We start from the raw sequence: 22176 nt of genomic DNA, 5'->3' as shown, positions 1-22176 counted from the left end.
AGATCCCCACGGCGTTGCGCGTCAAAGTAAGGTCGCCCTCACCCAGCGCTGGGGAGCAGCCCCGCGCGCGCGAGTGAGGGAGTGCTGTGACCGCCCAGCCGGATTTTTCGTTGATCGTCGGCTATGGCACCGATATGGGCAACGCCGAGGACGCTGCGATGTCGTTCTCCGAGGCCCTGGAAGAGGCCACCGGAATCAAATCCGAGGCGATCGAGCTCAACCAGATTGATGTCGCGGACTTGCAGTCGGCATCGCATTTCGTCGCGGTGGTGTCGACATTCGGCGATGGCGAGTTCACCGACAACGCACTGCTTTTCTGGGAGGCGATCAGCGCCGAGGCGGCAGGCCGGCTGGAGCACCTGAGTTACGCGGTGCTGGCGCTGGGTGACAGCAGTTACGAGTTCTTCTGCAACGCGGGTCTGCTGCTCGATCAACGTTTGGAGGCGCTCGGCGCGGTGAAGCTCACCGACCGCGTCGATGTGGATGGGCCGTATCTGCAGCCCTCGAAGGAATGGACCACCGACCTCGTCAAGCGCCTGTCCGCGGGCCAGAGCGATGCCTCCACGCCGGCAGCCGTGACCGAGACCCCCACGCAGCCCAAACGCGACCGCAACGAACCTGTCGAGGCCCGATTGCTCGTCAACCGTCTGCTCACCACCACCGAATCCGACAAAGAAGTGCGCCACTATGAAGTGGACCTCACCGGCTCCGGAATCTCCTATGAGGCAGGTGATTCGATTGCCGTGCACGCGAGCAACGACCCCGCCCTTGTCGCGGCGATACTTGCCGAACTGGGCGTAGGCGCCGATCATCGGGTGACCGGTCACGACGAGCCCCTTGGTGAGCTGCTCTCAGATCACCTGGAGATCCGTACGCCCTCACGCACCCTTCGCAGTCTGGTGGCTACCCGAACAGATGACACTGACGCTGTCGCGGCCCTGGGCGGCGATGTCGTGCCCGCACCGGGTTCCTGGTTGTACGGGAAAGACGTCCTCGATCTGATCAGGTTGGGGGAGTTGACCGTTGATGAGCTAGTGGACAACCTGCGGCCGCTTCAGTTCCGCGACTACTCCATCGCCTCGAGTCCTCTCATCCATCCCGACAGCGTGCACTTGACCGTGGCGACCATCCGGTACACCGATGCCGAACGCACCTATGGCGGAGTGGCATCGACTTTCCTGGCAGATCGTGGACAGACGATGCGGGTGCATCTGCGCCCCAACCACACGTTCCGGCTACCGGCGGCCGACGTGCCCATCATCATGGTCGGTCCGGGCACCGGTATCGCTCCGTTCCGCGGTTTCCTGCAGGAGCGGCAGGCCACGGGCGCCTCGGGGCGTTCATGGCTGTTCTTCGGGGACCGGCGTCGCGCCGCTAGTTTCCTCTATGGGGAGGAACTACAGGGCTTCGTGGATTCGGGCGCGCTGACCCGCCTCGATCTCGCGTTCTCCCGTGACGGTGCTGAGGGGGAACCGAAACGGTATGTCCAGCACTGCATGTCGGAGAACGCGGCGGAGTTGTTCGCCTGGTTGCAGGATGGTGCGTACCTGTATGTGTGTGGCGACGCCGACCATATGGCCAAGGACGTAGACGCCACCTTGCATGAGATCGTTGCTCGCTGCGGGGGGATGGACGCCGCTGGTGCCCATGCGTACGTCAACGATCTCATCAAGAACCATCGGTACGTGCGCGACGTTTACTGACGGTTCATTCCCGGCCCGCAAGCCACTTGTCGAGCACTCGCCGGTCCCGTTTGGTCGGCCGCCCGGCACCACGATCACGCGCGGCGACCAGTACCGGTGGGACAGCGGGCTGTGCAGGTGTTCGGTCGAGATAGCAGGTCACCGCATCGACGGCGCCAACCCGTTTCTGGATTACCCGCACCACCTTCACGACTCGCGTGGTGTCACCGACCCGAGCGCGAACCTCGTCGCCGGGGGACACGGTCGTCGACGGCTTCGCCGGTCGATCGTTGATTCGCACATGTCCGCCTCGGCATGCCGCAGCGGCGTCCGGCCTGGTTTTTGTCAACCGGACCGCCCACAGCCACCGATCGACGCGGGAGGATTCCATGCCTCCATCATGAGGTGTTCTGGTGCCGAACTTCCACAACCTTCTAGACGCGCAGTGACAGGATCTGCTCGATCTCGCGCTGCAGCCGTTCGTGATCGAACGGTGGGAAGCCGAGGGCGGTGGCGGTGCGCGCGGACAGGCGTGCGAACAGGTCAACGGTCCGTCGCAAGGCGTCGAGGGTGTCGACAGCATCGAAATGGCCCCAGCACCCGTTGAGCTCCTCGCGGATGTCCGAGTCCATCCAGCTGCTCATCCGGGAGCCCAGATATCTGGTGTCATGAGCGGTGCCATGTCTCGCGGTGTGATCCCACTCGATGACCCGCAGCAGTTCCTCCTTGAGGTCCTGGTCACGTAGCTTGGCCGACCAGAGTTCCTCGCGCACTATCGCTTTCGCACACATCAACGCTGCGGCGTAACCCCAGTGCAGACACTCCTCGAACTCCTCCTCGTCCGGTAGCGCACCCTCGGGCGCGCCCACCGACTCCGGATCCGGCGCGAGATCGTCTTTGTCGAGAAGGACCAGAAAGGGTCTGTCGTGCCGCGCGGTGGCCAGGTCTTCGGCAGGCACCAGGGTGAAGTCGAGCTTGCCGCCTGCGTAGTAGATCAGCCGGGTCGGGTACCCAGTGTCTTCGTCTTCTAGGCGCTCGACCACGAGGACCTCGCCCAAGTCCGACCACCAAGAATCGTCGTCCGCCAGGTCATCGGGATCGGGCGCATACAGCTCGATATCGCGATCCGATAGGACGTGATCATCCCCGTTGGCCCCGGATCCGGTGACAATGACCGCCCGGACGGCGTCTGTCTCAGCGGCCCACGCGACCAACTTCTCAAGCACCTCACCGTAATTCACGCCTACATCCTTGGCTCGCGGAGCCGCTGTTCTCAAGAGCTTTTCCGCGTGTCTGGCAGGTGTGCCCGGCGCGTCGCGTACCCCGCTAGCCGGCGTTGTTCTTATTGGTGCCGTCCGGCACGAACGGGTTCACACCGGTTGGCGTCAACGGATTGGCGCCGTCGTAGGTCGGCTGATGGGCGCCTTGCTGGTACTCGATGTCACCCGGCGCCAGACACGGGTCAAACTCGGTGGCGCTGACACTGGGCTGGTTCGCGTAACACACCGGTGGGGGTTCCGGTGCAGCCGACGCGGCCGGCGCCCCGATCAGTGTCACGATCCCGAGGGCCATTGCCGAACCCACTGCCGTCAACATGTTCATATCCATGCCTCTCTGCACGTCGAAAACTCAGCTAATCTGTCCTGCCGCGTTTCGCGGCGCGCCAATTCATGGCCATCTATGCATATATTATTTTCAGATGGGCTGTCTACATCAAGCAGGGGAAAATCAGGAAGCTCTCATGACGAACTCAGTTAATACTCAGAATACCGTCGCCGGGTATGGGTATGGCGCCGATCCGGGGGCTATTCAGAGTTGCGCGGAGCGTTCGGGACCGTGGGCGAGCAGCATCTCGACGAGCTGCTCGATCAGCTCGTCCTCGCCGACCGCGACGTCCTGATGCAGCCACGCCGCGACGGCCTGGCCCACGCCCCCGATGATGAAATGGGCCAGCACGGGCAGGTTGCCCTGATCGTCGCGACGGAACCAGTCGCGTAGGTGCTGGGCGAACAGCGAGACGAACATCGCGGTGGCTTCGAACCTCTTGCGGACCAGTACCGGGTTGACCTGGCTGGGGCTGTACAGCAGCTGTCCGATGCGCCGGTCGGCGTTGATGACGCGCACCACGCTGGTGATACCTGCTCTGACCTGCAGGCGCGGTGGTGCCGCGGCCACTTCGGCCTCGACCGTCGAGGCAAGCCCCTCAACGGCCCAATCGAAGATCGCGACGGCGAATTCGTCCTTGTCGGCGAAGCTTTCGTAGAAATAGCGTTGCGCCAGGCCGGACCGCTGACAGACCGCGCGCAGGGTGAGGTCGCCTGGTCCTTCCGGGGCGCCGAGGATGTCCAGCCCCGCCTCCAGCAGCTGCTGCCGACGCCGGGCCAGGCGTTCGTCGGCAGGTAGGCCGCTGTAAGAGCGACCGGCGGGGGATGACACCCGACCAGTCTTGCAGGAGCCGGTATTGCCGGTTCAGGCTCTGCCGGTCACGGCGAAATCGGCGCGATGCCGTACGTGTCCGATATGAGCCTTGTCGGCACTTTTCGGTCACGTACGGCGTGCGCTTGTCGAGTCGCCTTCTGGAGTCCGGGCTAACGAGTGCCGCCCGCTCCGTCCTGTTCGGCCCACTCAATACGCCATCTGTCGAGGATTGACTTAGCTGAGCCTTCGTCGATTTCGACGTGATCTACATCGTTGTGTCCGAGGTAGTAGCGGCGTATGTACTCGGTGGGGTGCCACTCCAAGTCCCGGCCGAAGGCCTCGTCGAGGGGAGGATCTGTATGGATCCGCCTGACAATTCCTGCTGGATCGTCCGGTTCCCGGCCACCAGCCAAAAGCGCGTAGAAAGTGACTGGTGTCCTACTCATTTACGTTTTCCGTTCGGCGGTAGAGATATGGATGAGCTGCCGCTCGGGCGTGGGACCGAATCGAATACCTGGCCCTTTTCCTTCTGTAGCTCAATTACCCGCTGTGGTGAGGTATCGGGGAGGCGCTCCTCTTCATAGAGGAAATGGGTCACCTTCGCGGCGTCGAAGCTTGCGGGCGTGTGGAATTGGACTTCAAAGGTATGCCCCGTTGTCGGTTCGCGCCAGAAGCTATTGATGCCTTGATAACCCGGCTTGTCCCATGTGTTCTTGAACTTGACAGGCTCGTAGCCTTCCGCGACCAGGCGATCAATCGCCCGCTGTGTGTTCGCCGTGTAAAGCTCATGGGGCGATTGCACGGTGTATCTCACAGAATCCTTCATATCCGCAAGGTGCTCGGCAGTGCTCAGATTCGGAGTCGTCACGATGGACGTGTAGAGCTTCCGTTTGAATGATTCTTCTGTCTTGAGCCGCTTTCCCAGACCTGTGAGCTGACTGCCCGGCGCATTGTCAACGATGCCCCGGAGGGATTGGGTGATAAGGGGTTCGGCCCGCCGTGCCTGTTCCAGAAACTTGTTGGCCGCGGTGTTCTGCTCAGAGTTGAGTGAAGCTCCACTGCTGTGGGACTTCCATTCACCATTCGTGCTGGGCGAAGGGCGCTGTTCGCCCTTGGCGTCTGCGTGATCACCTTCTTTGTGACCCTCTACGTGCTTGGGGCGTAACGCTTTTGAACCATCTTCGCCAGTGTTGACAGAGTGCCCCGGTTGCGTGTTCGCTGGCTTACCGCCGGGTTTGTGATCAGCTTCGGGACCCGCGCTGTTGCCTCCGGCGCCGGATGCCCGCGCGGTGTCGGGTGTACCTGGCTTGGGATCTGTTAGTGCTCGCTTCTCCTTGGTCGGCACGCCGCCGTCGGCGGCATGTTTGGCAGCCGCAGACGGCGAATCTGCCGAGTGCGGGTTGGGCGGGGCCTTCGGCTTGGTCGCCGTCGAATGTCCAGGCGCATCGGTGCCGCCAGAAGACTTCGTGCCGGTGTTACCGCCTTGGGTGCCGCCACCGTGCTGTGTTGGCGGATTCCCTGCAGCACGGGGAGTCTTTGACTCATGGCCGGGCCTGGCCCCAGCTGATCCTGAAGCTCCAGAGCCACTGGGTCGCGAACTACCCGGGCCGTGCGAGCTGCCAGCAGAGCTGTGCGACCCGCCTGAATCATGCGAACTGCTGCTACCACCCGGGTCTGCCGCAGCCGTCGCGGCCAAACCCAACCACCCAGCAGCTCCGGCTGTGGCTAGAAAGCTCGCCGTCACCACATTCACACAAAAGCGATATCCGCTCATGACACCCTTCTACATCGAAAGAAACAATGAATCTCTACCCGTGGACGCCACGTAAGCGGCGGGCAAATGGATTGAAACATGTTGCAGTACAAGTAATTTGATGGATTTTGGCGATTTCAGTCGCTATCCGGAGGTGGCCACACCCATCCAGTGGTGGCCAGTCAATCGAGGGCGGGGCAACGTCCACTTCGGCCCGCCACCAGACGTCGGTTCCGCTTGGGAATTTGGCCCCGTTTCCCGCCATATCGGTCCGGATGTGTGTGGACGATCCTGGTCGTTCTGTCAACAAAGACGACGGCCACGGGGGCGGGTGCGGTCGTCATGTTGTCCGACGCTGTGGCGAAACGCACTTACGGGAGCCGGTGTTGCCCGGGGAGCCGACGCGCATTAATCTGAATGCGCTTGCATCCAGATTAATGCTATTCATCGCCTTCACATCACCGACTCGACGCAACGGAGTGCACATGGACCTGGCCTTCTCAGCAGAGGAAGAACAATTCCGCACCGAGGTTCGGGAGTTCCTGGAAGAGAACCTCACGGAGGACCTGCGTTCGGCCGGGCGCCTGCAAACGAGTGTGTACAGCGACCATGAGGCGAGCCTGCAATGGCAGGCGATCCTGCATGAGAAGGGGTGGGCCGCGCCGGCCTGGCCGGTGAAGTACGGTGGTCAGCCCTGGACCGTTGCGCAGCATTACATCTTCGCGGTCGAGTCGATGATCGCCGGGGCGCCGGCCCTGTCGCCCATGGGTATTCGGATGGTTGCGCACGCTATCGTCAAGTTCGGCACCCAGGAGCAGAAAGACTTCTTCCTGCCCCGCATCCTGACTGGCGAGGTGTTCTTCTGTCAGGGATACAGCGAACCGGAATCCGGATCGGACCTGGCGTCGTTGCAGATGTCGGCCGTCGCCGATGGTGACGACTTCATCCTCAACGGTTCCAAGATCTGGATAACCCATGCACGCGAGGCGAATTGGATGTTTGCCCTCGTTCGCACCACCAAAGGCCCAAAGAAGCAGCTCGGTATCACCTTCATCCTCATCGACTTCACCTCGCCCGGAATCGACGTCAAGCCACTGGTGATGAGCTCGGGGGAGGAGGTGCAGAACGTTGTCTTCTTCGACAACGTGCGAGTGCCCAAAGCGAATGTCCTCGGTGAGATCGACGAGGGGTGGACTGTCGCGAAGTATCTTCTCGAGTTCGAGCGCGGTGGTGGGGCAGTGGCACCCATGCTGCAGGTGGGTCTCGATCAGTTGACCGCTGCAGCCCAATCAGTACCCACCGAGAACGGCACCCTGGCAGCAGATCCCTTGTTCCGCGCCAAGCTTGCCGACCTCGCGATTCGTGTCGACGTGTTGGAAGTTCTTGAGCACCGCGTGCTCGCGGTTGTCGCCGGTGGCGGTAACCCCGGCACGGCCTCGTCGATGCTGAAAATCCTTGGCACCGAACTCTCTCAAGCGTTGACCATGCTCACGCTGGAGGCCGCCGGTCCACGCGGTCGTGTGTATCAGCCCCATGTCACGAAGCCGGGCGGCCCGGTGGTCGAGTACACCCCGCCCGCCGATGGGTACCACAGCGGTGAGCTATGGCAGGCGGTGGCACCGCTGCACTATTTCAATGATCGGGCTGGATCAATTTACGCCGGTTCCAACGAGATTCAACGCAACATCCTCGCCAAGGCCCAGCTGGGTCTCTGACAGACAAGAGCGAACATCACCATGGATTTCAACCTGACCGACGAACAGCAACTCCTCAAGAACTCTGTCTCGGACTTCCTGTCCAACCGCTATGCCCTGGACACCAGCCGACGTGCGGCGCGCTCGGATGTCGGCTGGCAGCCACAGGTGTGGAAGTCCTTTGCCGAGGAACTCGGCATCCTCGCCGCGCCACTGCCTGAGGAGCGCGGTGGTTTGGGTGGCGGCGCGGAGGAAGTTCTTGTCATCGCCGAGGTGCTCGGGCAGCATCTGGTGGTCGAGCCATTCATCGGCACCGTGGTTCTTGGTGGCGGGCTGCTGCGGCGCTCGAGCACTGACCTTGCCGCAGAACTCGTTGGCGGAATCGCGTCCGGCGATGTTGTCACCGGATTTGCGGCCCTGGAACCAACTTCCGGCCAGGCATTCCATTCCGTGCGGACCACCGCGCGCCGTGATGGACAGCACTGGGTGCTCGACGGCGAGAAGATCGTGGTCAGTGACGCACCGATCGCGACCCATCTGATCATCACCGCGCGGACCTCCGGTGATGCGGCCGACACCGCAGGTCTCACACTATTCGCGATACCGTTCGATCCCGCCGATCCGCCATCGGGGATCGACGTACACCACTACCGGACGATCGATGACCATCACGCCAGCGATCTGGTGATATCCGGCCTGCGCGTGCCGGATTCGGCGCGCATCTCGGAGGTGGACGAGGCGTGGCCGCTGATCGATGCCGCACTCGACGAGGCCACAGCCGCCACCGTGGCCGAGGCGGTGGGGATGCTGCGCAAGGTCCTTTCCGACACCGTCGAATACACCAAGCAGCGTCAGCAGTTTGGCGTGGCGATCTCTAATTTCCAAGCGCTGCAACACCGCATGGTGAATATGCATATCGAGGTCGAGCAGGCGGTCGCGGCCTCGTACCTGGCCTCGCTCAATCTCGACGGCGCACGCCGTACCCGGGCGGTGTCGGCCGCCAAGGCGACCATCGCGCGTGCGGCCAGGCTGGTGGGACAGGAGGCGGTTCAGCTGCACGGCGGCATGGGTATGACCGAGGAACTCGCCATCGGACATTACTTCAAGCGTCTCACCGTGATTGAGTCGGAATTCGGCAACCGTGACTTCCACACCACGCGGTATCAGCACGCACGCAGCTAAATCTATCCGACGAGATTGATCACCAGATTGATCGTGCACGCGATGATTACCGTGCCGTAGACGTAGCTGAAAAGACAGTGTTTCAAGACCACATCGCGGATGTGCGACTCGGTGACGGCGGTGTCAGAGACCTGATATGTCATGCCGAGATTGAAGGAGAAGTAATAGAAGTCGACGTAGCGCGGCGGCACGGTGGAATTGAAGTCGATTCCACCGGGGGCGTCCTGGTAATAGATCCGCGCATAGCGGGCGGCGTAGATCGTGTGCAGCATCGCCCACACGGTCAGTATCGCTCCTATGCACAAGCCCGCGTAGATGCCCTTGTCCTCGTCATTGGCAGAGATCAGAAGTATTCCGATTGCCGACAGGCTGGCCACCAGTATCAGCAGCATCGCCACATCGCCGAGCTCGTCGTCCATGTCCTCGCTACTCGCACGCGCACGCGTCCGCTCCGGATCCATGGGCCACAAAACAATCAGCGCCCACACGACACTGATGGCCGCGGCGACGATCACCACCGCGAGCAGGGCAACCTGCCAACGCTGCAACAGCGTCCACGTCAGGATGCCGGCTGCCAACCCCACCACGAGTGCGATCCAGAATCGTCTGGTGCCGGTCATGGGCTCTCCCGCTCGTATCGTCTAGCTCGCAGCGGCTGGCCTAAGCCAACATTCGCGGCTAGGGATGGGGTGTGCTGGTCGCCGTCGTCGTGGTCGACGTGCGGTTACTCGGTGACGGCGCGTCGTCGCGGTCCTGCCACGCGATGAATAGTGCGGTGAATATGGCCGCCGAGAACACCGCGGCGGCAAGAAACCACAGGAACGGTCGCTGGAACCAGCGCATCCGGTCGGTGTCACGGTAGTCGCCCGGCCCGGGGCTGAAGGTCACCTCGGGGCGAGCGGCGGTGACCGGCGTCGAGTAGTCTTGATACTCCTGCAGTTCCGGGGAAGTATCGGCTTGGGACCAGGCAAAGCTATCGGACTCGACGGTGTCGATGGGCTTGGATGCCGGGCTTTTCGCGGTTTCCTCGCCTGTCGGCACCGGCCGCATCATGGTCGCTTCGAGCGATGGTGTCTCGTCTGGTTGACCGGCCATGACGGCGGCCCCGAATGCGGCGGCGAGCTGGGGCTGTGGTGCGGCGATGATCGGGCATCGCAATCGTTCGGAAAGCTGCTGAGTCACAAGAGGAATGCCGGCGCCGCCCCCGATGGTGAGGACGGCACTGACGCCAGCGGAAGGAATGTTGTTGCGTTCCAGAGTTTCTTGGATGGTTGTGATCAACGCGGCAAGCGGGCCTCGGATCCGGTCTTCCAGCTCGCTGCGGGTGAGCCGAACATCGGCGGTGAGGCCGGGAAGCTCGACGGGAACCACGGTGGTCGTATCGGTCGACAGATGCTCCTTGGCCGCGCGACACCGTTCACGCAGGCGGGTTAAGGCACCCAACGATGCGGTGCCGTCCGGATCCTGGTCGAGGCCGGTGAGGACCTGGGCCAGGAGTTCCTGGTCGATACGTTGTCCGGAGAAGTCGCGATGACGAACAGTCTCGCCGACGGGCTCGAAATTGCTTGTGGCGTCGGCCAACGTGATGCTTGTGCCCGTTCCGCCCAGATCACAGACGACAACCACTCCGTGATTGGGGACGCGATCGCGCAGGCTCACCAACGCCGCGCGCGCATCGGGCACCAGCTTCATCGGCCGCCCGCCTGGCGCCAGGGCAGGCACTTTGTCGATGGCGGCGCGCAACGCGGCGATGGACTGCGCGCCCCAATGTGCGGGGATGGCGGCCGCGAGCGCCGGGGGAGTCTCGAAACTGGCCACCACCGCAGCGTCGGCGATCATGACCCGGATGGCTTCTGCCATGACCCAATCGGCGCTGTGCACCGATCCGTCCGCACCCACGATTCCGACGGGATCTCCGACGCGATCGACAAATCCGGTCAGGCCCAGGCCAGGCTCCTTCGGGATGCCGACCTCGGAGGGCCGATCGTCATGCAAGGTGAGCATCGATGCCCGCACGACAGGAACGCCGTCAGGGTTGCCGTCGGTGGCGACCAGCTGTGTAGCCCCGATCGACATTCCGAGTGAGTTCATTCCCTACCTGTTCGCCTGTTCGATGGTGATTCTAGGCGGGTGCCCTTCGTGGAGAACCTAAAGGGCGTTCGCATCGATGATCGCGGCGGCGAAATCCTTGGGCGCCTCCTGCGGGACGTTGTGGCCGATCCCGTCCAGGATCCGGTGGGAGTACTTGCCCGTGAACATCTTCCGGTAGGTTGCCCCGTCCTTGGCCGGCCCGTCGAAATCGCTACCGATCGTGATGGTTGGCACGCCGATGGTTGGCTTGGCCGCCAGCTTGGCCTCGAGGGCGTCGTAGCGTGGTTCGCCCTTGGCCAGCCCGAGCCGCCACCGATAGTTGTGTATGACGATGTCGACATGGTCGGGGTTGTCGAAGGCGCCGGCCGAGCGGTCATAGGTGGTGTCGTCGAAGTTCCATGTCGGTGAGGCGTTGTGCCAGATGAGCTTGTTGAAGTCGCGAGTGTTCTGCCGATATCCCCGCAGCCCACGGTCGGTGGAGAAGTAGTACTGGTACCACCAGCCCAGCTCCGCCTGTGGCGGCAGCGGCTGCTGGTTGGCTTCGAGATTCACGATGATGTAACCGCTGACCGCGACCAGGGCCTTGACACGCTCGGGCCAGATCGCGGCCACAACGTCGGCGTTGCGGGCGCCCCAGTCGAATCCGCCGAGGATGGCCGACGGGATCTTCACAGCGTCCATGAAGTCGATGACATCGCTGGCAAGTGCGCCTTGTTGACCGTTGCGCACGGTGTCGGCGGACCTGAAGCGGGTACTACCGTATCCACGCAGATAGGGGACCAGAACCCGAAATCCTTTGGCGGTCAGAAGCGGCACCACGTCCAGATAGCTGTGAATGTCATAGGGCCAACCGTGCAGCAGAATCACCGGTGGTCCATCGGGTGGCCCCTCATCGACGTACCCGACGTTGAGCGGGCCCGCGTCGATCTGTTTGAGCGCAGGGAACTGTGTGCGCGGTCGCGTCGCGTCGACTCGGGCACCGTTCGAGCATGCCCCGAGGCTCGTCGCACCGACCGCCGCAGCGAGCGCCACTGTAGAAAATCCGCGTCTGCTGATCATGTCGGGGAGCCTAACCATCCGGTGTCGCTGACCAGCGGCTGCAGAACGACTATGCGACGATGAGCCGATGGACGCAGCCAAGCTGATTGTCGCTGGCGTAATCGTCGCCGGTGCCACGCTAACCCTGTCGGTCCCCGCCATCGCGGATCCCGGGGTGCCCGGACCTGCGCCGGGACCCTCGACTCCGGATGCGACAGCACCTGCCACCGGCCCCCTGGGCCCGCCACCTCCGCCACCGGCTCAGCCTGCGGTTCCCGAGATCGCGAACCCCACCTACGGCTCGGGGTCGAGCGGCCCGTTGGGGACCATCCGCGACCTCTGGCATCAAGCCCACGACGGTCCACTCGATACTCCCGAAGGTGTCGCCGGGCGGCCCGCCGGTGCGGGTCCCGCTCCGCAGCTGCCGCCGGGATACATCTCGACAAATGCTCCAGAGTCCTCGAATCCGGGAAGGATCAGGGACCCGTATGCACCGGCACCCTCGGGGCCCCCGCTGCCTCCCGGATATACCTCGCTGAAGGATCCTGCGCCGCCCGGTTATGAACCCGCGGCCCCGGCCCAGGGCAGCCCTGCGCCGTGAGTAAGCGGGTGCCTGGCGGGGTGGTGCACACGCTGCCCGCAGACTTACGCACCGCGCTGATCGGGAATCCCACGGCTCTGGCCCTATGGCAAGACATCACCCCGCTGGGGCGCAATGAGTTCATCTGCTGGGTGGAGGATGTCAAGCAGGACGCGACGCGGGAACGCCGGATTCGGCGGACCCAAGAGGAGCTCGAAGAAGGAAAGCGACGGCCCTGTTGTTGGCCCGGATGCAAGCATCGCGAGCGCACCGGCAAGTAGCCGCGACAGCGTCAGGCAGAGGAGATGTTGTCAACGGCCAGGGCGTGATTGGCCACCGTCAACAGGAGATCGGCACTGAGATCGATCAGCTGGTTCTTACTGATGGCAAGGTCACCGGCAAGCCAACTCGTCACGCTCTCCATGAGTGCACCGAACAACTGGACGCCCGCAACGGTGACTCTCTGGTCCAGATCCTGCGACAAGACGCCGGCAGACATGCGGCTCGCCTGGGCGCGCATCAACGCGATGAACATGTCGCGTACCTGGGTGCGATGTTGATGTGAGCTGTGCGCGGGGGCTTCGACAAACACCACACGGGCCTTACGTGGATCCCCGGTAAGCAGATCAATGCAGGCGCCCAACCCGGCACGTACGACCTGACGCTCGTCGGTCCCCGATGCCGCGATGGCATCGGTCATGGCTGCCAAGGTCTGCGTCGCCAGTTCATCGACCAATGCCATGAAAATCGCATGGCGATTCTCGAAGTGCTCATAGAAGTACCGGTCATTCAATCCCGTGGTCTGACACAAACCCGAGACCGAGAGGCTGTTGTAGCCCTGTGAGCCCACAACTTCCAGCGAGGCGTCCAGCAGGCGCGCGCGGCGCTCGGTACGTCGCTGATCAGCAGATATCCCACCGTAACCGCGTATGGCTGCCATGTACCCATTGTGGTGGAGTGCTTGCACAAATACAAATTCTGGTGGAGACTTCCACCAGAATTGCCTCCGACTCCGGAAGGAACCGCTTATGGCGCCCCGTGCAGCCACCTCCGTCCCGGCCCGCCATCCTCGAGACCGCGGCAAGGTGCCCGTCATCGGCCTGCTCGCCAGGGCAATGCTGATCGGCCCGCCAACCGACACCGAATGGCGCACCATCGGCGACGCGTTGAACGTGGGGGACCAGCCGGCGGACGACCTGGTCGATTGGATGTACTCGCACGGGATGGATTCCGCACGAGTGCTTTTCAACCAGGCGATGGCCGAAGGGATCCGCGGCCTCGATAATCCTCCCGAACCGCTGCGCGTCTTCTTCGAGCGCCTCGAGGCAACGCCGGATTGGGTTGACTGGGCACGAATTCGGGCCGGGCAGAAGCTCTTTCAGCGTGGCGGCCTCGACACGATCTTCCTGGCCAGAGACGTCCCATTCCTGGGCGGTTTCGCCGCGTCGGGTATCAATCGGACACTTCTTCTCACCAAGACGGGACAAAGTGGGAAAAGTGGGAGCGCTCAGCGCTTCGCAGAAACCATGCAATGGGCGCTCAGCACGATTGCCGATGACGGTCTCTTGCCCCAGGGGGACGGTTACCAGGCGACTCTGCACGTTCGGCTGATTCATGCACTGGTGAGGCGGCATGTCCAAGCCCTACCGGAATGGCGGGGCCAGGACTGGGGCGTGCCGATCAACCAAACCGATATGGCGGCAACCATTCTCGGTGCGATCTACGTGCCGGCGGTGCTATCGGTGTCGTTTGGCATCGTAGCGACACCCGGCGAACTGGAAGATGTCGCGCACCTGACGCGGTATGTGGGGTGGCTCATGGGTGTCGAGGAGCAATACCTTCCGGCGAGTTTCCGCGACGCGATGAAGCGGCTCTACCACTACCTGATGTCGTTGCATCGCCCCGATGAGACCAGCCGGGCAATGGCAGTGCCGATGGCCGAAGATCCGCTGCGTTGGCGCTACTCGAATCTCGAGGCTATTCGCCGCAGAATCGCATGGGCACAGCATATTTCGATTACCACGACGTACATCGGCCGGGCGCAGATGCGCAGACTCGGGCTGCCCACGTACATGCCTCCGTGGTATCCGATGCTGCGAATTCCGGTGAACCTGTTGCGTACCGGCGCGAATTTCGTGCTGCCCGGTGGCCGCCTCAGGCAGGCGCGTAACGGCTCGCGCCGGCAGTACGAGTTCATGCACGCCCTCAGTACCGAGGGCCACTCCAAGATCGGGCATTCCGCCCGTTGGATCGGGGACGCCGCCTAGAGTGGGCTCTGCCACGCATGCGGGTATGGCTCCCCGTGTGGCGCCGAGGATCGGAGACGGCAATGGTAGGCGCGGCCTCGTCGGAATCGGATGTGCCCGCCGATTTCGCTGATCTCATGAGTCAACTGGACCACCCCATGTACGTGGTTACTGTGTGGGGCTCTGATGGTCCGTCGGGATGTCTCGTCGGTTTCGCCAGTCAGGTCAGTATCGATCCGCCGCTATTTCTCGTAGGGCTGTCCAAGCAGAACCACACCTGGCGAGTCTCGACCGGGGTAAGACATCTCGCCGTGCACCTGATACCTCGGACAGCCTCCGCGTTGGTACGGCTCTTTGGAGAAGAGACGGGCGACCGCATCGATAAGTTCGCCGCGTGTACGTGGAGTGTGGGTCCACACGGTGTTCCCATACTGCAAGATTCTTCGGCGTGGTTCGTCGGTGAGATCACGATGCGTGTTGAACTCGGCGACCACGTTGGTCACGTGCTGGTGCCGGTCGCGGTGCACCAGAAACCTGAGGTATCTGCTTACATCGCGTCCCGCGATGCCAAAAATCTCCATCCCGGGCACGAAGCGTGAGAGCCGAAGAAGGTACACCTGTTGAGGGAGCCCCCGAAACAACGCCTGCTGGGCCGTTTCATCTGATCCAACATCAAATATCCACTACTGGTGTGTAATTCGTCCACATGGTGCCATGTAGGTGATTCTGGTTTCCTCATCCGACTGACCCGAGTCATCGAATCATGTTGTGGTGCTTAACTGCCCTCCTCTTGCGATTCTGACGGCAGCGATACGGCTTGAATACCCTGTCAGCCTGAATTCAAACCTCCATATGTCGCCTTCCTTGAGGATGCGGACGCGGCAGAAGGTGGTGCGCATCGCTAGATCCGCTTAGTGTGGGAGAAGTAGATGTAGCGCGCACGTGGTTGGCGTATGAGGCAGGTTCTGCCGGTACAAGAACAGTAATGGCCAACTTTGGAAGACAGGCGCAGCTCGCCGGCACGGATGTGGTCGGCCAAATCGAACGAGCTGTGTCGTGGACAGCGTTGAGAGGGTTCATAAATGGATTGCCCTGTGGATGCTCCGGATGCCGGGCGCGCGGAGGTTAGATCCAGACCAAATGGTGCGACCGACGACTACTCGGACGTTCCCGACATGTTCCTGGCCCTTGTGGGTCTATCCACGGACAGCAGCGCATACCTCCGCGGCCGCGAGCAGATCGTGACCAGGTGCCTGCCTCTGGCCGACAATGTCGCGCGTCATTTTGATCGACGTGGTGAGGATCTCGAGGATCTGGTACAGGTGGCACGCCTCGGGTTGCTCAACGCGGTTAACCGCTTCGATCCCGAGAAGGGTTCGAGTTTCCTTGGTTTCGCTGTTCCCACCATGATGGGGGAGGTGCGGCGCTACTTCCGCGACCATGGATGGTCGATGCACGTTCCTCGCGCTATTCGAGATAGACACGTTCAGATAGCCAGGGCCACTGCTAAATTGACCCAGACGTTGCAGCGGGCGCCCACTCCCGGCGAGCTGGCAGCTGAGTTGGGTATCAGCCATGAAGCAGTCGTCGAGAGCCTGGTTGCGGCAGATGCCTATCAGCCTCGATCGATCGAGGCACCGGTGGCTCAGGGAGATGACGACTCCAAGCACTTGGCCGACGTACTCGGCGACACCGATCCGGCGCTCGAACATGTAACGAATCGCGAGGCCGTGCGCCCGTTGTTGGCAGGATTGCCGCGGCGGGAGCGCACCGTCCTCGAACTTCGATTTTTCAAGGGCATGACGCAGAGCCAGATAGCCGAACAGATCGGCGTGTCCCAGATGCATGTGTCGCGGATCCTCAGCGACACTCTGCGGCAGCTCCGGGAACAGTTGCAGTAGGCGATTTCATCGCAACTGATTAGACCGTGCCGTCGACGGGTATAGATCCACCTGTCGGAGGTGAGTTATGGACTTATTCGGGCTGTTACGACGCGTCGCCGGCTTCATGCGGCAGGACTACCCGCAGAACGCTCCGGCCGTCGGACATTGCCCGCTCGTGGCGCTCATGCCGTGCACCGTCCAGACTGGCCGGCCTCAAGATCGTCAAAATTAGCCTGTTGGCACGAATACCTGACAACACCGGGCACCGAGGTTTGCGATGGAGCGCGGTGATGGCTAGACGCATTGTGCACGAACACGAGTCGGCGTAACGTCGTCAACAGGTTGAGTCCACAGCCGCGCAGGATATGTAGATGCCAGTGCACGGCTTGGGCTTCTATGTCAGGCGAGCAGCCTGGTGTCTCCAATCCGAAGAATGAACGCTTCGATCGATGGAGTCAGGTATGTCTATCATTGACCAGAATGCAAATCGTTTTGCGGCTCGATCCAAAACCGGTGTCATTTCATTATTTTCGTCAACTGATGACACTGCGCGGTTTACTGCCCACTGGCATCGTCCATCGGCGATCTTAGTAAGCGCCACCGGAGAGATTGACGCGGTGAACGCCCGCCATTTGGCGGAGTATGCAACACGTTATTTGGACGGACATCGCGCCTTGGTACTGGATCTAGAAGGGCTGCGGTTCTTCGGAACTGACGGTCTGGTGGCCCTGGACGACATACGTCGTCACTGCGCGATGCAAGGGATCGAATGGTCGGTGATCCCGGGTAGATCGGTAATGAAACTGCTCGAGATCAGTGGCGACAGCGATACCTTCCCGCTGAGCGATTCGGTTCCCGACGTATGGAACAAGTTGGCGCTCTAGCGAAGACCGAGCGTCAGAGCGGCAGCGATTACCCGTGCGCTACACGCGCCGCTGCATTGCTGTCGCGCCGTGTGGTCATGGTGATACCGACAACTCGTCGATCACCGCAGTCCGGGCCGTCCCGCTCGAAGGTCTTGACGTCGTCTACGAGGGAATTGAGGACGTGCCAGCTGAAACTTTCGAGCGGAAAGACATCTCCGGACAGACAGTGGGTAAACGCTTCGATGGCTGACCAGTCCGAATGAAAATTCAATCGAACAGTGAGGATCGCCTCCGGTACTGACGCTCTGATGAGTCGAGTGCACGCTTCATCGGTAGCCAGTTTCAGATCGGCCACTGTATCTATGTCCATGTCATCAAACATTGCGGCCGCCGCAACGACCGTCCGTATCATCGCCAGATTGTCTAGCCGAGCGGATATTTCGAACGTGAGAGACCGCTCGTCCGGACGACTGCCGCATTGCGTGGTGTGTGTCTCGGTCATGTCTCTCCCAAGGTTCCTGTGCTCGAGATTACCTCGATCATCGATGCGTAACCAATGCTTGCGAGCAACCGCTGGGTATCCACGCCGACCTGCGTGTCGCCGATGATTTTAGGTGACGTGAGTATACGTCTTCTACTGTCGCGACAGGACACGCCAACGGAATTCATCGCTGACCGCCGCTCGTGGGGCGGCACGGGTGGATATCTGCAGTGTGGATGGTTACGTATGCAGTGCAACAATGGAATTCGGTCATCTTGAGCAGTGTTTGTTCGTTCATGATGGGTATGGCCTACCCGCAGCGCCGCGGACCCAATCATCGATTACGCAACTCATGGGGAGTCTGTGCTCTCATGCACCTCGGGCCCAAGGCGTCTAGCAGATTCGCGCGGTGCCGGAGCATCTTGAGCAGCGCGCCGGCGTAGTCAAAAACGTGAAAGGTGATGAGAATCGCTAGAAGGACCTCTCCCTTTTGCGGGCACGCTAGTCGCGTCTTCGATCTGAATGTTCTTTCTGCCAAACGGATTCCATTTGGCGCACTCGTTTCCGCTCGATATGGAGCCAGAGCCATCCGAGGAAGAACAGCGCAAGAGCCAGTGCTCCCGCGATCGATGTCCAGGTGTAGAGGCGATAGCCAGCCGCTGTGAGTCCCAGCACTACTGAAATCACACCGAGTGCGATGAGCGCCAATCCGGGCCATGACGCCCTGTCCTTCAAGGACTCGCCAGCATGGGGGCGGAAGGTGCGTTCATGATCCACTGGGTCTTCGTCTGCTTCTCGCATGTGATCTCCTTTCGAAGGGACGGATGTCGGTGGTTGGCGTTAGAGCAGACGTGAGGCCGACCGGCGCACGGCACGGTCGGCCTCACTTTCGCCAGGTGGCTTGTCAACCCATACGGCTGCCGCGCGAAATGTATTGCCCCCGGGTACCCGCCCGCGGCATGAACAAACGTCGCGGCGCCGCCCGGGCCGCAATGCCTCTGCTAGGAGGGCAGCCGCGGCCCACGCCGCGTCCGCGGGGTGATTCTCGAACGAAGGATCAGCGGCAACACGAGCCAGCAGAAGGTGAATGCCACGAGTGCCACGGCACCCGAAGCGATACCGGCGCGGCGCCCCGAGACAGTATCGAAGACGATGTCGGTGACTCCGGCCATGGCCAGTCCCAGTGACAGCAGACCGGCGAGCGCCAACCGGTGTGCCGCAGAGACAAGCACCGGCAGACGATGCCGGCGGAACAACACGCGGTGGATGCCAACGGGTGCTATCAACAGCACCGTGGACACAACCGAGCAAGCCACCGTCGCGAGATAGACCAACCGCATCGGGTGATCGAGCACGATGAAGCGCTGTTGGAAGGGGAGCGTGAGCAGCAGGCCCGTCAGCAACTGGACGCCGGTTTCCACGACCCGCAGTTCCTGCAGGAGGCTCGCCCAGTTTCGGTCAAGCCGTTCGGTCACATTCTCATGGCGAGCCCGCACGTCCCACAGCTGGTCGCTTTCCGGGTGGTCGACGTCCACCCGTCGGTAGTTCCCCGTTTGGGCCGGACGAAACCTGGGTAGAGGCAATGTATGCACACAAAAGCCAGAAATTCAGTGAGTGTCGTCATCGGCTCCATGGTGGTGATTGCTTCGCTAGTTGGCTGCGGTAGCGACACGTCCGCTTCTAGCGTCGGCACCACCACTCAAACACCGCCCCCGCCCGGGGGCAGCGGCAGCGTGCCGGGAGGGCCCACGGGTGGGGGCGGACCTGAGGGGGGCGCCGGAAGCATTCCCGGTGGTCCGACCGGTGGCGGTGGACCTGAGGGTGGCGCCGGAAGTATCCCCGGCGGCCCGACTGGGTCCGGTGGGCCGGGTGGTGGAAGCGGATGCATCCCCAATGTGGGGTGTGTAAACATACCTTGATCGATCCGATTACGGAGGTCATGGCAGGAGTGGCAAGACTATCCTTGCAGCCCTTGCTATCTCGGCGGCATCCGAGGCGATCTGCGCACTGGTTTGACGATGCCGCGCGTCAACGCGACGGGCGATCATCGACGATTGCGCGCGCCACGTCCACGAGCTTGGTGTTGGACTCCTGAGATAGCTGCCGTATCAATGTGAAGGCCTGGGCGGCATCGATGGCGAATCGCTCCATCAGCATTCCCTTGGCTTGACCGATGATGTCGCGGGAGGCTAGCGCCGAAACCCACTGTGATTCGCGCTGCGCGGCGACAAGCACGATCGCAGCGTGGGTGGCCAGTGCCAGTCCGGCGTCATAGGAATCCGCGCCGAATGCCTGCGGGCTTCGCGAGTAGAGATTCAGCGCCCCAAGGTTTTCGCCATACGTGAACAGCTGGAAAGACAGCATTGATCGCACACCGAGCTTGACCGCGGCCTTCGCGAATTCCGGCCAGCGCGTGGTCTCGGCCAGATCTTCGGCGTATACCGTCTCGTGCTCCCACGCCGATTGGACACAAGGCCCCTCGCGCAACTCCTGTTGGATTTCGTCGAGAATGCGGGGCACCTCTGAGGTCGCTGCCCGGGATTCGATGGTGTACTGACCGGTCACCAAGGTGATACCGGCCTGCTCAACACCGGGCACATTCTCCAGAGCTGCGGCGGTGATCGATCTGAGCGTCATCTCAACGCTGGAATGCTCTTGCTGCATACGGCGGGCGACGTCAGCCATCTTCGCGCTGAATGCGCCGGGAACAGGGTCGTCGGTCACGATGACCATCGTGCCAGTTGGCGGCGGGCTTAGCGCGATTCTCCTGCACATGGGTTCACGGCGGCAGGTCGATCAGCTCCGATGAGTGCGGCCAGCGGCAGAGCACCTAAACTCAGCTAACTTCCCGGTTATCTCATAACCCCGAATAGGCCACGCGATAGGAGCTCGCCCTGTGAACAGCACGTCGGAGACGCTGACGCGAGGGCTCTCCGCGCGCCACATCCGCTTCATCGCATTGGGTTCGGCCATTGGGACGGGTCTGTTCTATGGATCGGCCGAAGCGATCAGGCAGGCGGGCCCCTCGGTTCTGCTGGCATACATGCTGGGCGGGGCTGTCATCTACATCGTGTTGCGGTCGCTGGGGGAGATGGCGGTGCGCAGCCCGGTCGCGGGATCATTCGGCGAATACGCGACGCAATACATGGGCCCGCTGGCCGGGTTTCTCACCGGCTGGACGTACGCCCTGGAGATGGTCGTCGTCTGTTTGGCCGATGTCACCGCGTTCGGTGTGTACATGGGGTTCTGGTTCCCGGGCGTGCCACGCTGGATCTGGGTCCTTTCGATCATCTTCTTCATCGGTGCGATAAATCTGCTCAGCGTCAAGGTGTTCGGGGAAGTTGAGTTCTGGCTCAGCCTCGTCAAGGTGCTTGCCATTGTCGCGATGATCGGTGGCGGCATAGCGATCTTGCTGTGGGGGACATCTACCGGCCATGGGGCGCAGCACGGTATCGCCAATCTGTGGAATGACGGCGGCTTCTTCCCCAACGGGTTGGCAGGTTTCTTGGGCAGCTTCATGATCGTGATGTTCGCGTTCGGAGGCACCGAGATCATCGGAATCACTGCGGGTGAGGCCAAGGACCCGGCGCACACGATTCCCCGGGCCATCAACACGGTTCCCATACGCATCATGCTTTTCTACGTTTTGACACTCGCTGTCATCATGTCCCTGAATCCCTGGCGCTCCATCGATTCGAACAGCAGCCCGTTTGTCCAGATATTCGAGGGGTTGGGGCTTAGGTCAGCGGCGACCGTCCTGAATGTCATTGTGGTGACGGCGGCGTTGTCGGCGATCAACAGTGATGTCTTCGCCGCTGGACGAATGATCTACGGCATGGCTCAGCGGGGACAGGCACCCGCGATCATGCGGCGGGTATCGCGTAACGGCGTCCCGTGGATGACCGTGGTCGTCATGACGGCGGCCTTGCTCGTCGGCGTGGTGTTGAACTATGCGATAGAGGAACGTGTTTTCGTCATCATCGCCTCAGTTGCCACCTTTGCAACGATCTTCGTCTGGCTGATGATCCTTCTGTCCCACTTCAGGTTCCGATCGGAAACGGGCGCCGGAGATATGTCAGGGCCGAGCTTTCCGGTACCGGCATGGCCGTACCTGCAGGTGTTCGCGACCGGATTCCTGGTCTTCGTCATGATTCTGCTGGGCTTCAGTGCGGATACCCGCGTTGCGCTCATCGTCGGTGCGGTGTGGCTTCTACTGCTCGCGGCCGGGTATCGCATGTCGCGCCGGGTTGCGTAGGCGAGAT

24 protein-coding genes are annotated in these 22176 nt (G+C 62.0%); 10 read left to right on the top strand and 14 right to left on the bottom strand.

Translation table 11 applies throughout. The annotated features are described in order from the left end of the window. The first annotated feature begins 86 nt into the window (after positions 1-86). Complete coding sequence (locus tag AOT83_RS24995) at positions 87-1703, top strand: sulfite reductase flavoprotein subunit alpha (protein WP_057966385.1); 1617 nt, start codon at positions 87-89, stop codon at positions 1701-1703. Positions 1704-1707: 4 nt separating this feature from the next. Here AOT83_RS24995 and AOT83_RS24990 read toward each other — a convergent pair whose 3' ends face one another. The 6 genes from AOT83_RS24990 to AOT83_RS24965 all read right to left on the bottom strand — a co-directional run bounded on the left by AOT83_RS24990 (position 1708) and on the right by AOT83_RS24965 (position 5445). Continuing rightward, on the bottom strand, positions 1708-2073 hold the full coding sequence (locus AOT83_RS24990) for a S4 domain-containing protein (protein ID WP_030097877.1): 366 nt from the start codon (positions 2071-2073) through the stop codon (positions 1708-1710). Between the two features lie 43 nt (positions 2074-2116). Next, on the bottom strand, positions 2117-2923 hold the full coding sequence (locus AOT83_RS24985; protein ID WP_057966384.1) for an aminoglycoside 6-adenylyltransferase: 807 nt from the start codon (positions 2921-2923) through the stop codon (positions 2117-2119). Between the two features lie 85 nt (positions 2924-3008). Beyond that, positions 3009-3254, bottom strand: coding sequence for a hypothetical protein (locus AOT83_RS24980; RefSeq protein ID WP_193606387.1), 246 nt, complete (start codon positions 3252-3254; stop codon positions 3009-3011). Between the two features lie 237 nt (positions 3255-3491). Then, on the bottom strand, positions 3492-4118 hold the full coding sequence (locus tag AOT83_RS24975) for a TetR/AcrR family transcriptional regulator (RefSeq protein WP_044105676.1): 627 nt from the start codon (positions 4116-4118) through the stop codon (positions 3492-3494). 152 nt (positions 4119-4270) lie between these two features. Continuing rightward, on the bottom strand, positions 4271-4546 hold the full coding sequence (locus tag AOT83_RS24970; protein WP_057966383.1) for a hypothetical protein: 276 nt from the start codon (positions 4544-4546) through the stop codon (positions 4271-4273). Then, positions 4543-5445 carry a hypothetical protein gene (locus tag AOT83_RS24965; RefSeq protein WP_234797657.1) on the bottom strand — a complete coding sequence of 301 codons (903 nt, stop codon included), beginning with the start codon at positions 5443-5445 and terminating at the stop codon, positions 4543-4545. Before AOT83_RS24965 ends, AOT83_RS24970 begins: the two co-directional genes overlap by 4 nt. Positions 5446-6338: 893 nt before the next feature. Here AOT83_RS24965 and AOT83_RS24960 point away from each other — a divergent pair. Next, the gene (locus tag AOT83_RS24960) at positions 6339-7568 is read left to right on the top strand and encodes an acyl-CoA dehydrogenase family protein (RefSeq protein WP_057966404.1); all 1230 of its coding nucleotides are present in this window, start codon (positions 6339-6341) and stop codon (positions 7566-7568) included. Between the two features lie 21 nt (positions 7569-7589). Then, positions 7590-8729 (top strand): acyl-CoA dehydrogenase family protein, encoded by a 1140-nt coding sequence (locus AOT83_RS24955; RefSeq protein ID WP_057966382.1) that lies wholly within the window; start codon positions 7590-7592, stop codon positions 8727-8729. Between the two features lie 2 nt (positions 8730-8731). Here AOT83_RS24955 and AOT83_RS24950 read toward each other — a convergent pair whose 3' ends face one another. The 3 genes from AOT83_RS24950 to AOT83_RS24940 are packed head-to-tail and all read right to left on the bottom strand — an operon-like array spanning position 8732 to position 11879. Next, a complete protein-coding gene (locus AOT83_RS24950) occupies positions 8732-9349 on the bottom strand; it encodes a DUF1345 domain-containing protein (RefSeq protein WP_057966381.1) in 618 nt (205 codons plus the stop codon). A 58-nt stretch (positions 9350-9407) separates the two neighbouring features. Beyond that, positions 9408-10820 carry an Hsp70 family protein gene (locus tag AOT83_RS24945; RefSeq protein ID WP_057966380.1) on the bottom strand — a complete coding sequence of 471 codons (1413 nt, stop codon included), beginning with the start codon at positions 10818-10820 and terminating at the stop codon, positions 9408-9410. Between the two features lie 57 nt (positions 10821-10877). Further along, positions 10878-11879 carry an alpha/beta hydrolase gene (locus tag AOT83_RS24940; RefSeq protein WP_057966379.1) on the bottom strand — a complete coding sequence of 334 codons (1002 nt, stop codon included), beginning with the start codon at positions 11877-11879 and terminating at the stop codon, positions 10878-10880. A gap of 67 nt (positions 11880-11946) precedes the next feature. Between AOT83_RS24940 and AOT83_RS24935 the strand changes: the two genes are divergently transcribed. Further along, the gene (locus AOT83_RS24935; RefSeq protein ID WP_057966378.1) at positions 11947-12459 is read left to right on the top strand and encodes a hypothetical protein; all 513 of its coding nucleotides are present in this window, start codon (positions 11947-11949) and stop codon (positions 12457-12459) included. Positions 12460-12482: 23 nt separating this feature from the next. Continuing rightward, complete coding sequence (locus tag AOT83_RS24930) at positions 12483-12719, top strand: YdeI/OmpD-associated family protein (protein ID WP_198530414.1); 237 nt, start codon at positions 12483-12485, stop codon at positions 12717-12719. 11 nt (positions 12720-12730) lie between these two features. On the opposite strand, the gene AOT83_RS24925 is transcribed toward AOT83_RS24930, so the two are convergent. Further along, positions 12731-13378: a TetR/AcrR family transcriptional regulator gene (locus AOT83_RS24925; protein ID WP_057979794.1), complete on the bottom strand. Its 648-nt coding sequence runs from the start codon at positions 13376-13378 to the stop codon at positions 12731-12733. Positions 13379-13466: 88 nt separating this feature from the next. Between AOT83_RS24925 and AOT83_RS24920 the strand changes: the two genes are divergently transcribed. The 4 genes from AOT83_RS24920 to AOT83_RS24905 all read left to right on the top strand — a co-directional run bounded on the left by AOT83_RS24920 (position 13467) and on the right by AOT83_RS24905 (position 17451). Continuing rightward, positions 13467-14705, top strand: coding sequence for an oxygenase MpaB family protein (locus AOT83_RS24920; RefSeq protein ID WP_057966375.1), 1239 nt, complete (start codon positions 13467-13469; stop codon positions 14703-14705). Positions 14706-14767: 62 nt separating this feature from the next. Further along, a complete protein-coding gene (locus AOT83_RS24915) occupies positions 14768-15283 on the top strand; it encodes a flavin reductase family protein (RefSeq protein ID WP_057966374.1) in 516 nt (171 codons plus the stop codon). A gap of 483 nt (positions 15284-15766) precedes the next feature. Continuing rightward, positions 15767-16585, top strand: coding sequence for a SigB/SigF/SigG family RNA polymerase sigma factor (locus tag AOT83_RS24910; RefSeq protein ID WP_057966373.1), 819 nt, complete (start codon positions 15767-15769; stop codon positions 16583-16585). A gap of 443 nt (positions 16586-17028) precedes the next feature. Beyond that, entirely contained in the window at positions 17029-17451 is a 423-nt protein-coding gene (locus AOT83_RS24905; RefSeq protein ID WP_057966372.1) for an STAS domain-containing protein, read from the top strand. A gap of 28 nt (positions 17452-17479) precedes the next feature. Here AOT83_RS24905 and AOT83_RS24900 read toward each other — a convergent pair whose 3' ends face one another. The 4 genes from AOT83_RS24900 to AOT83_RS24885 all read right to left on the bottom strand — a co-directional run bounded on the left by AOT83_RS24900 (position 17480) and on the right by AOT83_RS24885 (position 20638). Further along, positions 17480-17935, bottom strand: coding sequence for an anti-sigma factor (locus AOT83_RS24900; RefSeq protein ID WP_057966371.1), 456 nt, complete (start codon positions 17933-17935; stop codon positions 17480-17482). A gap of 480 nt (positions 17936-18415) precedes the next feature. Further along, entirely contained in the window at positions 18416-18715 is a 300-nt protein-coding gene (gene usfY, locus AOT83_RS24895; RefSeq protein WP_057966370.1) for a protein UsfY, read from the bottom strand. 200 nt (positions 18716-18915) lie between these two features. After that, positions 18916-19449: a DUF6328 family protein gene (locus AOT83_RS24890; RefSeq protein ID WP_057966369.1), complete on the bottom strand. Its 534-nt coding sequence runs from the start codon at positions 19447-19449 to the stop codon at positions 18916-18918. Between the two features lie 493 nt (positions 19450-19942). After that, positions 19943-20638 (bottom strand): GAF and ANTAR domain-containing protein, encoded by a 696-nt coding sequence (locus tag AOT83_RS24885; protein WP_057966403.1) that lies wholly within the window; start codon positions 20636-20638, stop codon positions 19943-19945. Positions 20639-20810: 172 nt separating this feature from the next. On the opposite strand from AOT83_RS24885, the gene AOT83_RS24880 reads away from it, so the two are divergent. Beyond that, positions 20811-22169, top strand: a complete 1359-nt coding sequence (locus AOT83_RS24880; RefSeq protein WP_057966368.1) for an amino acid permease — start codon at positions 20811-20813, stop codon at positions 22167-22169. The last annotated feature ends 7 nt before the right edge of the window (positions 22170-22176 follow it).

Origin of the sequence: Mycobacteroides sp. H001 (genome assembly GCF_001440005.1) — a bacterium.
Lineage (GTDB): Bacteria > Actinomycetota > Actinomycetes > Mycobacteriales > Mycobacteriaceae > Mycobacterium > Mycobacterium gwanakae.
Note: the sequence above shows the minus strand (reverse complement) of the source record. Positions and strands in the feature narration are given on the sequence as shown.

What these genes read in the sequence shown, in the direction of transcription:
- AOT83_RS24950 (WP_057966381.1), bottom strand. Translation starts at nt 9,349, where the DNA reads ATGACCGGCACCAGACGATTCTGGATCGCACTCGTGGTGGGGTTGGCA.
- AOT83_RS24900 (WP_057966371.1), bottom strand. Translation starts at nt 17,935, where the DNA reads ATGACCGAGACACACACCACGCAATGCGGCAGTCGTCCGGACGAGCGG.
- AOT83_RS24955 (WP_057966382.1), top strand. Translation starts at nt 7,590, where the DNA reads ATGGATTTCAACCTGACCGACGAACAGCAACTCCTCAAGAACTCTGTC.
- AOT83_RS24920 (WP_057966375.1), top strand. Translation starts at nt 13,467, where the DNA reads ATGGCGCCCCGTGCAGCCACCTCCGTCCCGGCCCGCCATCCTCGAGAC.
- AOT83_RS24945 (WP_057966380.1), bottom strand. Translation starts at nt 10,820, where the DNA reads ATGAACTCACTCGGAATGTCGATCGGGGCTACACAGCTGGTCGCCACC.
- AOT83_RS24960 (WP_057966404.1), top strand. Translation starts at nt 6,339, where the DNA reads ATGGACCTGGCCTTCTCAGCAGAGGAAGAACAATTCCGCACCGAGGTT.
- AOT83_RS24940 (WP_057966379.1), bottom strand. Translation starts at nt 11,879, where the DNA reads ATGATCAGCAGACGCGGATTTTCTACAGTGGCGCTCGCTGCGGCGGTC.
- usfY (WP_057966370.1), bottom strand. Translation starts at nt 18,715, where the DNA reads ATGCGAGAAGCAGACGAAGACCCAGTGGATCATGAACGCACCTTCCGC.
- AOT83_RS24910 (WP_057966373.1), top strand. Translation starts at nt 15,767, where the DNA reads ATGGATTGCCCTGTGGATGCTCCGGATGCCGGGCGCGCGGAGGTTAGA.
- AOT83_RS24970 (WP_057966383.1), bottom strand. Translation starts at nt 4,546, where the DNA reads ATGAGTAGGACACCAGTCACTTTCTACGCGCTTTTGGCTGGTGGCCGG.
- AOT83_RS24990 (WP_030097877.1), bottom strand. Translation starts at nt 2,073, where the DNA reads ATGGAATCCTCCCGCGTCGATCGGTGGCTGTGGGCGGTCCGGTTGACA.
- AOT83_RS24980 (WP_193606387.1), bottom strand. Translation starts at nt 3,254, where the DNA reads ATGGCCCTCGGGATCGTGACACTGATCGGGGCGCCGGCCGCGTCGGCT.
- AOT83_RS24925 (WP_057979794.1), bottom strand. Translation starts at nt 13,378, where the DNA reads ATGGCAGCCATACGCGGTTACGGTGGGATATCTGCTGATCAGCGACGT.
- AOT83_RS24935 (WP_057966378.1), top strand. Translation starts at nt 11,947, where the DNA reads ATGGACGCAGCCAAGCTGATTGTCGCTGGCGTAATCGTCGCCGGTGCC.
- AOT83_RS24915 (WP_057966374.1), top strand. Translation starts at nt 14,768, where the DNA reads ATGGTAGGCGCGGCCTCGTCGGAATCGGATGTGCCCGCCGATTTCGCT.
- AOT83_RS24905 (WP_057966372.1), top strand. Translation starts at nt 17,029, where the DNA reads ATGTCTATCATTGACCAGAATGCAAATCGTTTTGCGGCTCGATCCAAA.